Here is a 13014-nt window from a genome sequence, read left to right on the forward strand (position 1 = left end):
TCTACCGGCGATCTTAAACCTAGAGCGTTCACCGTTTCAGGGAAACGGCGAACCGCTCTATCCCCTTGTTTGACGCAATTCCGGACGGAAAACCGCTTCACACTTTTCCTGGAATTGCTCTGAGGCCGGCTCGCGTCAGGTCGAGAACGACCAGAACAGGCATGCGAGCGTGACCGCGCCGAAGGCGACGAAGAACAGGCTTCTGAGCAGGATGTTGCGGCGGAGCTCGTTCATGGTGAGATGCGCCGCCACGATCGCCGCGACGAACAGGAAACGCCAGTTGAAAAGCGCCCAAAGCACCTCATGCTGGCCGAAGGCCCATCTGGCAACCAGCGAGCCGACAATGGTCGCGAACAATACGATCGTCGCCCAGAAGACCGCATCGGCTGCATGGGTCAGCACGACGCCGGCGGCACGAATGGGAAGGATCATCATCAGCATGGCGCCGAAGAAGTAGACGGCGGCGATCGCCAGGAACGAACCGGCATCGGCGATGCCGTCGAGACGCTTCACGCCGTAGGCGCCATAGGGATAGCCGTGTCTCGCCACGGCCAATGACAGCGCCATCAGCAAGGCGCTCAAAACCGTGACCAGTGCGAATGTGCCGAGGGCCTTGCTCATGCCTTTTCCTGTCGAGACGAATCAGCAGGAGTTTAGCAGAGCCGAACCATCAAAAGCCTCAATTCACCTGTCGATATTCTCGAAGGCGCCGACGCCTTGAGCGATGAGGTTGGTTGCCATGACCAGCGAGACGATCGCCGCCGAATTGAAGACCCACATCTGCCGCCGGTGAGTTGCTGGCAGAGTCCTCGATGACGCGCCGCTGCTGGCCAGCTAGCCGATCCGAACGCCACTCTTGGGATCGAACAGATGCAGCGCAGCCGGATCGGCGGCTAGACGGATGGTGTCGCCGGGCCTGACGTCGCTGCGACCCATGACGAAGACGCAGACCTGCTGGTTGGCCAGCCGGACATAAAACTGCGTCGACAGGCCGAGCGGCTCGACCACCTCGACCTCGGCCTTCAGCGCGCCGTCATCGGCCAGCCTGATGTGCTCGGGCCGCAGACCGATGGTCAGCGCATCGCCGTCCTGCAGTGGCAGACCGTCCGGCAATCTGAGCTTCTGGCCGTCGGCGAGCACGGCATCGACCTTGCCGCCCCTGGCGACCTTAGCCGGCAGGAAATTCATGCCGGGGGAGCCAATGAAGCCGGCGACGAAAGTGTTGGCGGGCCGGTCGTAAAGCTCGAGCGGACGGCCGACCTGCTGAACATAGCCGTCATGCATGACGACGATGCGGTCGGCCATGGTCATCGCCTCGACCTGGTCGTGGGTGACGTAGACCGAGGTGGTCTTGAGCTGCTGGTGCAGCGCCTTGATCTCGGCACGCATATGGACACGCAATTTGGCGTCGAGGTTGGAGAGCGGCTCATCGAACAGAAAAACTTTCGGATCGCGCACGATGGCGCGGCCCATGGCGACGCGCTGACGCTGGCCGCCGGAGAGCTGGCGCGGCAGGCGGCCGAGATAGACGTCGAGGCCGAGCCGCTTGGCGGCGGCACCGACCCTGCCGTCGATCGTCGTCTTCTCGGCCTTCTTCAGCAGCAGGCTGAAGCCCATGTTGGAGGAGACGTCCATATGGGGATAGAGCGCGTAGGACTGGAACACCATGGCGATGTCGCGGTCCTTGGGCGCGACGTCGTTGACCAGCCGCTCGCCGATATGGATCTCACCGCCGGTGACCTCTTCGAGGCCTGCGATCATGCGCAGCAGCGTGGACTTGCCGCAGCCGGACGGGCCGACCAGCACGACGAACTCGCCATCGGCGATCTCGAGGTCGACGCCATGCAGGATGCGCAGCGCGCCATAATCCTTCTCGACGTTTTGCAGCGTGACGGAAGCCATCTTTTATCCTTTGACCGCGCCGGCGGTGAGACCGGTGACGAGATAGCGTTGCAGGAAGGCAAAGAAGATGCAGACCGGGATCAGCGCCAGGATGGAGGCCGCCATCATCTGCCCCCAGTCGACGGCGAACTTGCCGATGAAGGTGAGCAGGCCGACGGCAAAAGTCTTCTGCTCGTCGCTGGAGATCAGCATCAGCGCGAACAGCAATTCGCTCCAGGCGGCGGTGAAGACGAAGCCCAGCGTGGCGCCCATGCCGGGCAAAGTGAGCGGCACGATCACCCGGCGCATCGCCTGGGCGCGCGTACAGCCGTCGATCATCGCGGCCTCCTCAAGATCCCTCGGGATGCCGTCGAAGAAGGACTGCATGAGGAAAGTGGCGAAGGCGGTGTTGAAGGCGGTGTAGATGATGATCAGTCCGATCAGGCTGTTGGTCAGGCCGAGATCGCCCATGATCCGGTAGATCGGCGGGATGACCATGACCAGCGGGAAGGTCTGGGTCAGCAATAGCAGGATCGCCAAAGTCGCCTTGCCTCGGAAGGTGAAGCGCGACATGGCGTAGCCGGCGAGCGTGGCGATGACGGTGACAAAGGCGGCCGTCGACACCGAGACGATGACGCTGTTGAGGAAATAGCGCGGGAAGTCGGAGGCTTCGAGCACGGTGACGAAGTTCTGGAAGGTCGTCTGCGACGGCCAAAAGGTGATGCCTTCCGAATAGAGCAGGCGCTCCGGCGTCACCGAGATCTTCAGCGTCCAGAAGATCGGGAACAGCGCGAAGATCACGTAAGCCGCGACCGCAGCGTAGAGCCCGATGCCGCCGACGATGCGCGAGGAGGTGGAGCGACCGGCGATCATCAGACGTGCCTCACCAGCGTGCGGCGGATGGCGATCAGCCCGATGGCGTAGACAATGAGCAGCACCAGAAGCAGCACGGCAACCGCCGATGCATAGCCCTTGTCGAGCGACTTGAAGGCGCTGACATAGATGTAGACCGGCACCGTGCTGGTCGAGCCGGCCGGTCCACCCTCGGTCATGACGAAGATCAGGTCGGCGAAGGTGGCGATCCAGATGGTGCGCAGCATGACCGTGATGACGATGGTCGGCGCCAGGAAAGGCAGCGTCACCTTGGTGAAGCGCTGCCATGGCGAGGCGCCGTCGATGGCGGCCGCCTCATGCAATTCGGAGGGGATCGACTTCAGCGCGGCAAGCAGCGTTATGGCGAAGAACGGGATGCCGAACCAGATGTTGGCGACGATCGGCCCCCACATGGCGGTGGCCGGATCCGATAGCACATTGGTCGGCTCGGCCTTGAGGCCAAGCGCGAACAGCCAATGCGGCAACGGCCCGATGATCGGGTTGAACAGCCAGGCCCAGGTGAGGCCGGAGAGGAAGGACGGCACGGCCCAGGGCAGGAAGACAACGGCCTGCACGACCTTGCGGCCGTAGAACGGCTTGTCGAGCAGCAATGCGAGACCCAACCCCAGAAAGAACTGGAAGAACAGGCTGGCGACCGTCCACCACAGCGTGTTGATCAGCGCCTGACCGAGCACCTGGTCGGAGAGCATCGCCTGGTATTGGGCAAGGCCGACATATTGCGACTTGAAGGCCGAGAACTTGCGGAACGAGTAGGAGATGCCGATGATCAGCGGCACCAGCAGCACCAGGACCAGCAGGACGATAGCCGGCGAAAGATAAAGCCAGGGCTCGATCGCGGCCTTGCTCAGCCGCTTCCTGCGCGGCGGGGCGGCGGATCGGATTTCGGAGACGGCGTAGGTCATACGGATAGCTTCGTTCTGTTGGATGGGATGAGCCAGCTACGGCGACGGCCTCCTTCTCCCCGTTCACGGGGAGGAGGTGTCACGAAGTGACGGATGAGGGGCGGCGCCACACTTTCGTTGGTTCGCGCTGCCCCTCATCTGCCTGCCGGCATCTTCTCCCCGTGAACGGGGAGAAGGAGGCTACTTCTTGTTTTTCGCCAGCCAGTCCTGCTGTTCCTTGGTCAGGAACTTGGCCCATTCGTCGGCCACATCCTTGGCCGGCTTCTGGCCGAGCAGCACTTCCTGAAAATTCTTGATCGCCACCTGGTCGACGAAGTTGCCGAGATTTTCCAGATGTGTCGGCGGCGTCACCATTTCGTACTTCGAGCTGTCGCTGAGCTCAGTGAACCAGCCCTTGAACTGCTCGGTCTTGAAATGCGCGTCCTGGTCGGCACCGTTGTGGATCGGCACGACGCCGACTTCCTTGGCCCATTCCAGATTGTCCTTGGGCGACAAAAGCGTCGCCATCAGCTTCCAGGCTTCGTCCTTGTGCTGGGAGTTGGCGAACATCGCCCAGCCGGCATAGCCAAGCGTCGGATAGGATTTGCCGCTCGGCCCGACCGGCAACGGCGCAACCGCGAAGTCGTCGGCGCTCATCTTGTCGGCGATGCCGAGCAGCGCGTCCGGGTCCTGGTTGAGCATGGCGCAAGTGCCGGAATAGAATCCGGTCACCGTTTCGTTGAAGCCCCAGCTCACCGCGTCCTTCGGCGCCAGGCCGTTCTTGTACATGTCGGCCAGCATCTGCAGGCCCTTGACCGAGCCTTCATCGTTGATGGTCGAGACACCGTCGTCGGTGAAGTAGCCGCCCTTGCCGTCGGCGATGTTCATGAACATGTGCATGCCGTTGAAGGCGCCGGGACCACCGCGCAGGCAGTAGCCATATTTGCCGGGGATGGCCGATATCTTCTTGGAATCGGCGACGAACTCATCGAGCGTCGCCGGCGGGCCGTCGAGACCGGCTTCCTTGAACAGCTTCTTGTTCCAGAACAGCGCGTTCACATAGTAGCCGTAGGGGATCATGAACTGCGTGTTGTTGACGGTCGAGCCGAACTGCTTGGCGCGGTCGCCGAGCGTCTTGGCGTCGTCCCACTTGGCCATGTAAGGGCCGAGATCCTCGAGCTGGGCATTGTTGGCATAGAGGCCCATCCAGCGTTCCGGCATCTCGACGACGTCGGGCGTATCGCCGGCCTGCACCATGGTGAGGAACTTCTCGAAGGCCTGGCCCCAGGGCAGCGAGACCACCTCGACCTTGATGCCCGGATTGGCGGTCTCGAATTCGGCGATCTGCTTCTTCAGGAATTCGGTGCGCGGCGGGCTGGTGATGACCTCGACCAGCTTGATGGTGGTGTCGGCCAGCGCGCCGCTGGCGGAAATCGCCAGGCCGGCGACGGCGGCAAGCATGAAGGTCAGTCTTTTCATGTTCAGGACTCCCATTTTTTGACCAGTTATTTTTTTGACCTGTCGAAAGCCTGGGCGATGTCGGCCCAGAGGTCCTCGACATTTTCCAATCCGACATTGAAGCGGATGGTTCGGGGGCTGACGCCGAAGCGCGCCATCGAATTGATGCCCGGCGTCTGCTCGAGCGAGGCCTTGGCCGGCACGACCAGGCTTTCATGGCCGCCCCAGCTGACGCCGATGCGGAAGAGCTTCAGCGCATCGACGAAAGCAGGGATATCGACATCCTCGGTGACCTCGAAGGAGAACAGCCCGGCATAGCCGGCAAGCGTCTTCTTGCCGGGGTGGTTCGAATAGGCAGGATGGTTGACTCGCTCGACCTTGCCGTGCGCCTTCAGCCGCTCGGCAATCGTAAGTCCGCTCTTCATGTGATGCGGCAAGCGCAGCGGCAGCGTGCGCAGCCCGCGCAGCAGCAGCCAGCCTTCGAAGGGCGACAGCTTGCCGCCAAGCTGCGAATAGGTCTGTTCGTTGATGTGCTTGATATGGGCGGCGGAGCCGGCCACCACGCCGGCGACGGTGTCGCTGTGGCCGCTCAGATATTTCGAGGCCGAATGCAGCACCAGGTCGACGCCATGCGAAATCGGCTTCTGGAAGACAGGCGTCGCCCAGGAATTGTCAATGGTGGTGACGATGCCCAGCTCCTTCGCCAGCCGCGTCAGATGCTCCAGGTCCTGCAGCTCGAACAGCATCGAGGTCGGGCTTTCGAGATAGAGCAGCTTGGCGCCGGGAAGTGCCGCGGCAACCGCGTCGGGGTCGGCGCCGTCGACATAGTCGACCTTGATGTTGAGGCGCGGGAACAGCCGCTCGAACAGCCGGTAGGCGTCGCCATAGCAGTTGCGCACGGCAACGATGCGCTCGCCGGCGCCGACAAAGGCGAGCAGCGTGGCGCTGATCGCCGCCATGCCGCTGGAAAAGCCGCGCGCGGCCTCGGCGCCTTCCAAGGCGGCGACACGGGCCTCGAACTCCATCACCGTCGGATTGTCGCCGCGCGAGTAGATCGGCTGCTTTCTCCGGCCGGCAAAGGTGTCGGCCATGTCGGCGTAACTGGCGAAGGTGAACAGCGACGTCTGGTAGATCGGCGGCACCACCGCGCCGCCGGGGAACGGCTCGTCATGCGCCAGAAGCGTCGCCGCCTCGCCGAGATAGTCGCTGGCCATCGAGGCCGTATCGAAGGTGTTGGGCTGCTCGTTCATCTGCGGTCCGAAAGTTTGAGGTTGGCGGCACCGCGTTTCAGATCGTCCTCGACGGTGGCGATGAGCTTCAGCGCCTCGGCGCGGGCGCCCTCGGGATCATGCGCGGCGATGCGGTCGAAGATGGTGCGGTGATAGGGGAAGCTGGCATGGCCGAAGTCGCGCACGCCGAGCGGATGCTCCCAGAAGCGGTGGAACAGCTCGTGCATGGCACTGATGATCTGCTCGAACAGCGGATTGCCCGAGGCGCGGTAGACAGCCTGGTGGAATTCCCAATCCTCTTCCGAGGACATGCCGGCGCGGGTGCGGAAAGCATCTTCCATGATGCCGAGCTTGCGCTCGATCTCGGCGATCTCGGCCTTGCCGGCGCGGATGGCGCAAAGCGCCGCCGCCTCGGCCTCCAGCGCCCGGCGGATCTCCAGCGTGCGCATCAGGCCGGCGAAATCATTGCCGCCGGCCAATGTCAGCGGCATGTGCAGCATGTCGGGCGAGACGGCGGCCTTGAGATAGGTGCCCGAGCCCTGCCGCCGTTCGACAAGGCCGAGACCCTCCCATCGTGTCAGCGCCTCGCGCACCGTGTTGCGGCTGACCTTGAGGCGTTCAGCCAGGATGCGCTCTGTCGGCAGTTTTTCGCCCGGGCCAAGAGCCTCCTGCCGCACGAAGCCCACCAACGCCTTCAGAACCGCGTCGTCGCGAGCCATGGTCTGGATGGGAGGCAGGAAATCGGTCACGCCGGCTGAGCCTAAAGTGGTTCAATGGTCCAACCAATTTCTGCACAGGTGGAAAGATGAGTCAACAGTCGAAATAGGCTGGGCTGAACAGCGCGGATATGCGCCATCCAGCCCGGCGTTTTCAGGCGCGGATACGCGCCGGCGTGGCCGCCGAGCGCTCTTCGCGCCAGCGAGCGAACATTTCCTCGCGAACGCGCCTCGAACCCGAAAGCCGCTCCTTTGCTTCCGCCAGGACAGAAGGCGAAGCTTCGGCGGGCGTGCCGGAGCGAAAGGGAGGCGCCGGCGCATATTCGAGCGAGAGCTGCACGATCTCCGCTTCGACCTGTCCGAGCAGCCTTGCGACCAGTGTCAGTCCGAAATCGATGCCCGAGGTGACACCGCCGGCGGTGATCAGCTTGCCGTCCTCGACGATCCGCGCATCGACAGGGATCGCGCCGAACTCTTCAAGGAAATCATGCGCATACCAGTGCGTCGTGGCCCGCTTGCCCTTGAGCAGCCCGGCCGCGCCGAGCACCAGGGCGCCGCTGCATACCGAGGTGATGTAGCGCGCCTGCGCGGCCCGCTCCCGGACGAAATCGAGAACCGCCTGGTCTTCCAGCAGCGCGTTGACGCCGCCACCGCCTGGAATGCACAGCACGTCGAGGGGCGGGCAATCGTCGAAGGTCGCTGTCGGGGTGAGGGAAAGCCGCGTCGACGACGTCACCGGATTGCGATCCTTCCAGATCAATTCCACCTCCGCGCCCTTGACCGTTGCCATGACCTCATAAGGCCCGGTGAGGTCGAGCTGCTGGACGTTGGGGAATACGAGAATGCCGAAACGAAGGGACATGGAAATCTCCGTGAGTTGACTCGAGGCAAGTTGACTTGGGGCAATCTAAGGCATCATGCTTTGGCACGATCGCCATTCATCCCTCGTTTCAGGCCAAACCCATGCGCCGCATCGAAATCCTCGGCTATCCCGACATACAGCTCCTCGATGTCAGCGGGCCGCTTCAGGTTTTCGCCAGCGCCAACGACTTCAGGACGCAGGCCGGCGAAGCGGCCGCCTATGACGTCGTCGTCGTCGCCACGTCGCCGAGGATCAGGACATCGTCCGGTCTCGTGCTGGAGGCCGCGGCGCTCCCCGCGCACGGGCTCGAGATCGACACGCTGATCGTGCCAGGCGGGTGGGGCGTCAACGCGGCCTGCGAAGACCTTGAGTTGGTGCAGTGGATCATCGGCCGCTCGCGCGATGCCGTGCGAACAGCTTCCGTCTGCAGCGGCGCCATGCTGCTGGCTCAGGCAGGCCTGCTCGACGGCCGTCGCGCGGTTACCCATTGGGGCCGCTGCGCGGAGTTCGCCCGGCGCTTTCCGGCGGTTCGGCTCGAACCCGACCCGATCTTCGTTCGCGACGGCAATGTCTGGACCTCCGCAGGCGTGACGGCTGGCATCGACCTTGCGCTTTCCTTCGTCGAGGCCGACCTTGGCCGTCGCATGGCGCTGGCGGTGGCACGCGAGCTGGTCGTTTTCCTGAAACGCCCCGGCGGCCAGGCTCAGTTCAGCCAGACCCTCAAGCTGCAGGAAGGCGACGGGCGCTTCGACCGGCTGCATGGCTGGATCCTGGACAATCTGAACGGCGACCTGTCGCTGGAGCAGTTGGCCGAGCACGCCAATATGAGCCGGCGCAGTTTCTCTCGGCATTATCAGGAAGCGACCGGGCGGACGCCCGCCCGCGCCATCGAGGAGATCCGGATCGAGGCGGCGCGGCGGATGCTGGAGCGGGGGCAGACGGTCAGCCAGACGGCGCGGCGCTGCGGCTTCGGCTCCGAGGAAACGATGCGGCGCGGCTTTCTACGCGTCCTCGGCACCAACCCGCGCGACTACCGCGAGCGTTTCTGATCGCGATAATCGGACGTGCGTTTCGTGATCTCCGTTACCGCGGATCTTTCGTGACGCCGCACGACAATGTCATCGAGACGGCCATGCCCTGCCCGGGTGCGAGCACCGTCAGGCCACCGAAATCCGGCAGGTTGTGACCGTTGGCCGAGTGGCTCATCGGCTCGAAGCAGAAGAAATCCTCGCGGTAGTCCGGATCGAATTCTCTGTCGGAGACGAAAAGGAAATAGCGCGAAAGCGCCGGGGCGGTTTCGATCTCGAGCCGCATATGCTGTTCAGGCCAGACGACGGAGGCCGCACCGTCCCAACCTTCAAAACCGTTGTTGACCCACCGACGCGGCAGCATTCTCGGGTGCTTGAAATCAAGCGCCTCGGGCACCGGGGTGCGAGTGTCCGGGAGCCAGCCCGCTTTTTCGGTCCAACAGGCCGTCGCCGGCGCCGCGAGCGTGGTTGCCGGCGTCAGCGGAAAATAGGGATGCCAGCCGAGCCCGAACGGCATCGGCCGCTCGCCAAGATTCGTCACGCCAAGGATCGCCCTAAAACTCGGCCCTTCGCATTGGAAGCGTTGCGTGGCGCGATAGCGGTAAAGCTCGCCCTCAAATTCGAAGGACAGCGATGCCTCGGCGTCGCCGCGATCATCAATGGTCCAGTCGCCAAGCCAGCCATCGCCGTGCAGGTAGTGCTTGTCCCAAGGCGTGTTGGGCTTCAGGTGATACTCGGTCCGATCGAACAGAAAGCGATTGCCTTCCACCCTGTTGCCGAAAGGCACGAGGGGAAAACAACCGGCCTTTAGCGGATCTCGATCCGGACCTTCAGGCGGCGGGCGCAGCAGCGGTTGCCAGCCGTCGCCGAGATCGGCCTCGAGCCGCCAGATAGTCCCGCCTTGCGTCGAGAGCACGCAGCGAAGGCTCTCGCTGGCGATCTCGATGTCGGCCATCGTCAGCCCTTGATGCCGGTTGCGGCGATGCCGCGCACGAAGTGCCGCTGCAAGGCGAGGAAGAAGATCGCCGTCGGCAGCGTCGCCACGACGGCAGACGCCATCAGCACGCTCTGCTTCATCGACATGCCGGCGCCGCCCACCAGCGTTGCCAACCCGACGGGAAGCGTGCGGGTCTCGTCTGAGTTGGTGGCGATCAGCGGCCAGAAGAAGTTGTTCCAGCTTGCGACGAAGGTGAAGATCGCGACGGTGGCAAGTCCCGGCTTGGTGAGCGGAAGGAGGATGCGCCAGAAGAAGCCGAAACGGCCGCAGCCATCCATGATGGCGGCATCTTCGAGTTCTCTTGGCACGGCCTGGAAGAACTGGGTGAGCAGGAAGACGCCGAAGGCGTTGGCCGATGCCGGCACGGTCAGGCTGAAGATGCTGTCGACCAGGCCATAGCTGTTCAGGCCGAGAAACAGCGGCACGAAGAGGAGTTCATAGGGCAGCAGGAAGGTCGCGAAGATCACGCCCATGATGACGCGGCGGCCGGGGAACTGCATGCGCGCCAGCGGATAGGCGGCGAGCGCATCCACAGCCAGGGTCAGCACGGTCGTCAAAATTCCGACCACCGCCGAGTTGCGGAACCAGGTCAGCATCGGGAAGCGCTGGAACAGCGCACCGTAGGCTTCGAGCGTCGGCGCGTCCGGGATCCAGGCTGGCGGGTAAGCATAGATCTCGCTTTCGGGCTTGATCGAGGTGACCAGCATCCACAGGATCGGCGCGCCCCACAGCGCCGTCACGACAACCATCAGCGTATAAGCGAGCGCCCGTCCGCTGAGTGATTTCCCGGCGCGATTGGATCGCTGGTCCTGCATCAGATCGCCTTCATCAGCTTCATCTGGGCAAGCGAGAACACCAGCGTGATCAAGAGCAGCACCACGCCCGCGGCGGCGGCCGGCCCCATCTCGAAATTCTGAAAGGCGGTAAGGTAGATGTACTGCACGATGACGAAGGTGCTCGCCTCCGGCCCGCCTTGCGTCATCACATAGGCCTGGCCGAAGACGCGCCAGCCATTGATGATGGTGAGCGCGGTGACCAGCGCCATGGCCGGCCGCAGCAAGGGCAGCGTGATGTAGACGAAGCGCTGCCAGGGGCCGGCGCCGTCGAGCGTGGCGGCGTCGTGCAGTTCCTCGGAAATGTCCTGCAGCGCTGCCAGGAAGATGATCATGTTGGTGTTGACGGTCCACCAGACGGTGGTGATGGCCAAGGCCGGCATCGACCAGTGCGGGTCCTTGAGCCAGGCGATGGGTTCGATGCCGATCGCGGTCAGGTAGTAATTGACGAGGCCCGTGCCCTTGTCGAACAGCCAGCCCCACAGGATACCGACGGTCGAGACCATGACCACATAAGGCAGAAACACCACCGTGCGCACGAAGGCGGTGCCCTTGAGCTTCTGGTCGAGCAGCATGGCTAAAGCCAGTCCGAGAACGACCATCGGGATCGCGGTCAGGAAGACGAAATAGAAGGTGTTCTTGATCGCGGTCAGGAACAGCGGATCGGCGAAGATCTGCCGGTAATTGTCGAGCCCGATGAATTCAGGCGTGCCGAGGATATCCCAGCGCATGAAGCTGATGCCGACGGCGGCCAACGTCGGCAACAGCATGAAGGCGATGAACAGCGCCAGATAGGGCGACAGGAAGAGATAAGCGGCAAGCGTCATGCCGCTGCGCACCGCCCCTCCCTCCTGCGCAGATGCGCGGCGGGCCTTGGAACGGCCCGCCGGTTGTGATGCAACAGATGTCATCAGCCCTTCTTCAGCTGCGCGTCGAGACCTTCCTTCATTGCCTTCAAGGCATCGGGCACCGGCTTCGAGCCGCTGAGCGCTGCCTGCAGATTGGTGACCAGCGGGGTCGGCTTGTCGAAGGAGAAGACCGAGAGATACTGCGGGATCAGCGGCTCGTAGACGATGTTGGGCAGATCGTCGACGAAGGACTTGAAGTATTTGTACTGCTCGGTGCCTGTGAAGGCCGCGTTCTCGCGCACCGCCTTGCTCTGCGGGATGATGCCGACAGTGGTGGCGGGCGCGGCGAAATTGTCGAAGAACCATTTCATGAAGGTGCCGTCGGCGGCGAGCTTGTCCTCGTTCGGCTGCTTCGACACCGCCATGCAATGCGAGTTGGCCCAAACCGCCGGCTTGGCGCCGAAAACGGGGAGCTGCGCGGTCATGAAATTCATCTTCTGCGCCATGCGCAGATTGACCTCCCAGGGGCCGATGAACTTCATGGCGACCTGCTTCGAGGCGAAGGCGTCCTCGCCCTTGTTGCCGCCGACCTCAGGATTGGTCACGCCATGCACGTTGATCAGGTCGACGAGGTATTGCAGCGCCTTCTGCGAGGCCTCGCTGTCGACCGCGGCCAGGCCCTTGTCGTCAAGGAAGGTGCCGCCATTCTGGTACATCAGGCTGAACCAGATCCAGCGCGCCGTCGCCCAGGTGTTCGGCAGCTCGAAGCCATAGCGGGTGACCTTTCCGCTGGCGTCCTTGACCGTGAGCTTCTTTGCCCATTCGAGGAACTCCTCGCCCGTCTTCGGCGGCTTGGCCGGATCGAGGCCCGCCTCCTGCACCATGTCGACATTGTAGTAGAAGCCGAGCGGATGGACGTCGAGCGGCGCGGCATAGACCTTGCCGTCGAAGGTCACGCCGGTGCGGCCGGCATCCGGCACTTGCGACAGGTCGAGGCCGGACGAGGCGACGACATCGTCGATCGGGCGGATGACCTTGCGGGTGGCGAATTCCGGCAGCTCGGTGATGTGGAAGAGCACTAGGTCCGGTGCGCGTCCGCCCGCCGAGGAGACCACCCATTTGGAGAACAGCGTGTCCCAGTCGTAACCGGTCGGCTCGACGGTGACGCCCTTACCTCCCTTGTTGAAGGTATCGATGACGCCGTTGAGCGCGGTCGTGTTGTCGGCGCCGGTCCAGCCGTGCCAGAGCGTGACCTTCTCGTCGGCGGCGAGGGCGCCGCGCGGCAGTGCGCCCGCTAGTGCTGCACTTGCGCCGAGCGCAAGCGCCTGGCGACGCGTCAGCAGGGATTTTGCGAAGACATCATTTGCCATTTTATCCTCCGATTATG

The 13014-nt window shown here is 63.4% G+C and carries 13 protein-coding genes; 1 reads left to right on the forward strand and 12 read right to left on the reverse strand.

The window, feature by feature from the left end; genetic code table 11:
- Nucleotides 1–135: 135 nt before the first annotated feature.
- The 8 genes from FJ956_RS10040 to FJ956_RS10080 form a co-directional block, all read right to left on the reverse strand.
- Entirely contained in the window at nucleotides 136–621 is a 486-nt protein-coding gene (locus tag FJ956_RS10040; RefSeq protein ID WP_140680749.1) for a hypothetical protein, read from the reverse strand.
- A 213-nt stretch (nucleotides 622–834) separates the two neighbouring features.
- A complete protein-coding gene (gene ugpC / locus FJ956_RS10050) occupies nucleotides 835–1902 on the reverse strand; it encodes a sn-glycerol-3-phosphate ABC transporter ATP-binding protein UgpC (protein WP_140680747.1) in 1068 nt (355 codons plus the stop codon).
- 3 nt (nucleotides 1903–1905) lie between these two features.
- On the reverse strand, nucleotides 1906–2754 hold the full coding sequence (locus tag FJ956_RS10055) for a carbohydrate ABC transporter permease (RefSeq protein WP_140680745.1): 849 nt from the start codon (nucleotides 2752–2754) through the stop codon (nucleotides 1906–1908).
- Nucleotides 2754–3677, reverse strand: coding sequence for a sugar ABC transporter permease (locus tag FJ956_RS10060; protein ID WP_140680743.1), 924 nt, complete (start codon nucleotides 3675–3677; stop codon nucleotides 2754–2756). Before FJ956_RS10060 ends, FJ956_RS10055 begins: the two co-directional genes overlap by 1 nt.
- Before the next feature lie 180 nt (nucleotides 3678–3857).
- Complete coding sequence (locus FJ956_RS10065) at nucleotides 3858–5135, reverse strand: sugar ABC transporter substrate-binding protein (RefSeq protein ID WP_140680741.1); 1278 nt, start codon at nucleotides 5133–5135, stop codon at nucleotides 3858–3860.
- A gap of 26 nt (nucleotides 5136–5161) precedes the next feature.
- Nucleotides 5162–6364 (reverse strand): PLP-dependent transferase, encoded by a 1203-nt coding sequence (locus FJ956_RS10070; RefSeq protein ID WP_140680739.1) that lies wholly within the window; start codon nucleotides 6362–6364, stop codon nucleotides 5162–5164.
- Nucleotides 6361–7092, reverse strand: coding sequence for a FadR/GntR family transcriptional regulator (locus FJ956_RS10075; RefSeq protein ID WP_181170284.1), 732 nt, complete (start codon nucleotides 7090–7092; stop codon nucleotides 6361–6363). Before FJ956_RS10075 ends, FJ956_RS10070 begins: the two co-directional genes overlap by 4 nt.
- A 121-nt stretch (nucleotides 7093–7213) precedes the next feature.
- The gene (locus FJ956_RS10080; RefSeq protein WP_140680737.1) at nucleotides 7214–7921 is read right to left on the reverse strand and encodes a DJ-1/PfpI family protein; all 708 of its coding nucleotides are present in this window, start codon (nucleotides 7919–7921) and stop codon (nucleotides 7214–7216) included.
- A gap of 101 nt (nucleotides 7922–8022) precedes the next feature.
- Here FJ956_RS10080 and FJ956_RS10085 point away from each other — a divergent pair, with 101 nt between their 5' ends.
- Nucleotides 8023–8970: a GlxA family transcriptional regulator gene (locus tag FJ956_RS10085; RefSeq protein ID WP_140680735.1), complete on the forward strand. Its 948-nt coding sequence runs from the start codon at nucleotides 8023–8025 to the stop codon at nucleotides 8968–8970.
- Between the two features lie 34 nt (nucleotides 8971–9004).
- Here the strand turns inward: FJ956_RS10085 and FJ956_RS10090 are convergent, their stop codons facing one another.
- The 4 genes from FJ956_RS10090 to FJ956_RS10105 all read right to left on the reverse strand — a co-directional run bounded on the left by FJ956_RS10090 (nucleotide 9005) and on the right by FJ956_RS10105 (nucleotide 12997).
- Entirely contained in the window at nucleotides 9005–9904 is a 900-nt protein-coding gene (locus FJ956_RS10090) for an aldose 1-epimerase (RefSeq protein WP_140680733.1), read from the reverse strand.
- A 2-nt stretch (nucleotides 9905–9906) separates the two neighbouring features.
- Nucleotides 9907–10761, reverse strand: coding sequence for a carbohydrate ABC transporter permease (locus tag FJ956_RS10095; RefSeq protein WP_140680731.1), 855 nt, complete (start codon nucleotides 10759–10761; stop codon nucleotides 9907–9909).
- Nucleotides 10761–11618 carry a sugar ABC transporter permease gene (locus tag FJ956_RS10100; RefSeq protein WP_181170283.1) on the reverse strand — a complete coding sequence of 286 codons (858 nt, stop codon included), beginning with the start codon at nucleotides 11616–11618 and terminating at the stop codon, nucleotides 10761–10763. Before FJ956_RS10100 ends, FJ956_RS10095 begins: the two co-directional genes overlap by 1 nt.
- Nucleotides 11619–11689: 71 nt before the next feature.
- The gene (locus FJ956_RS10105; protein WP_140680727.1) at nucleotides 11690–12997 is read right to left on the reverse strand and encodes an ABC transporter substrate-binding protein; all 1308 of its coding nucleotides are present in this window, start codon (nucleotides 12995–12997) and stop codon (nucleotides 11690–11692) included.
- Nucleotides 12998–13014 lie beyond the last annotated feature (17 nt).

This window comes from Mesorhizobium sp. B2-4-3 (assembly GCF_006442815.1).
In the GTDB taxonomy this organism is placed as follows: domain Bacteria; phylum Pseudomonadota; class Alphaproteobacteria; order Rhizobiales; family Rhizobiaceae; genus Mesorhizobium.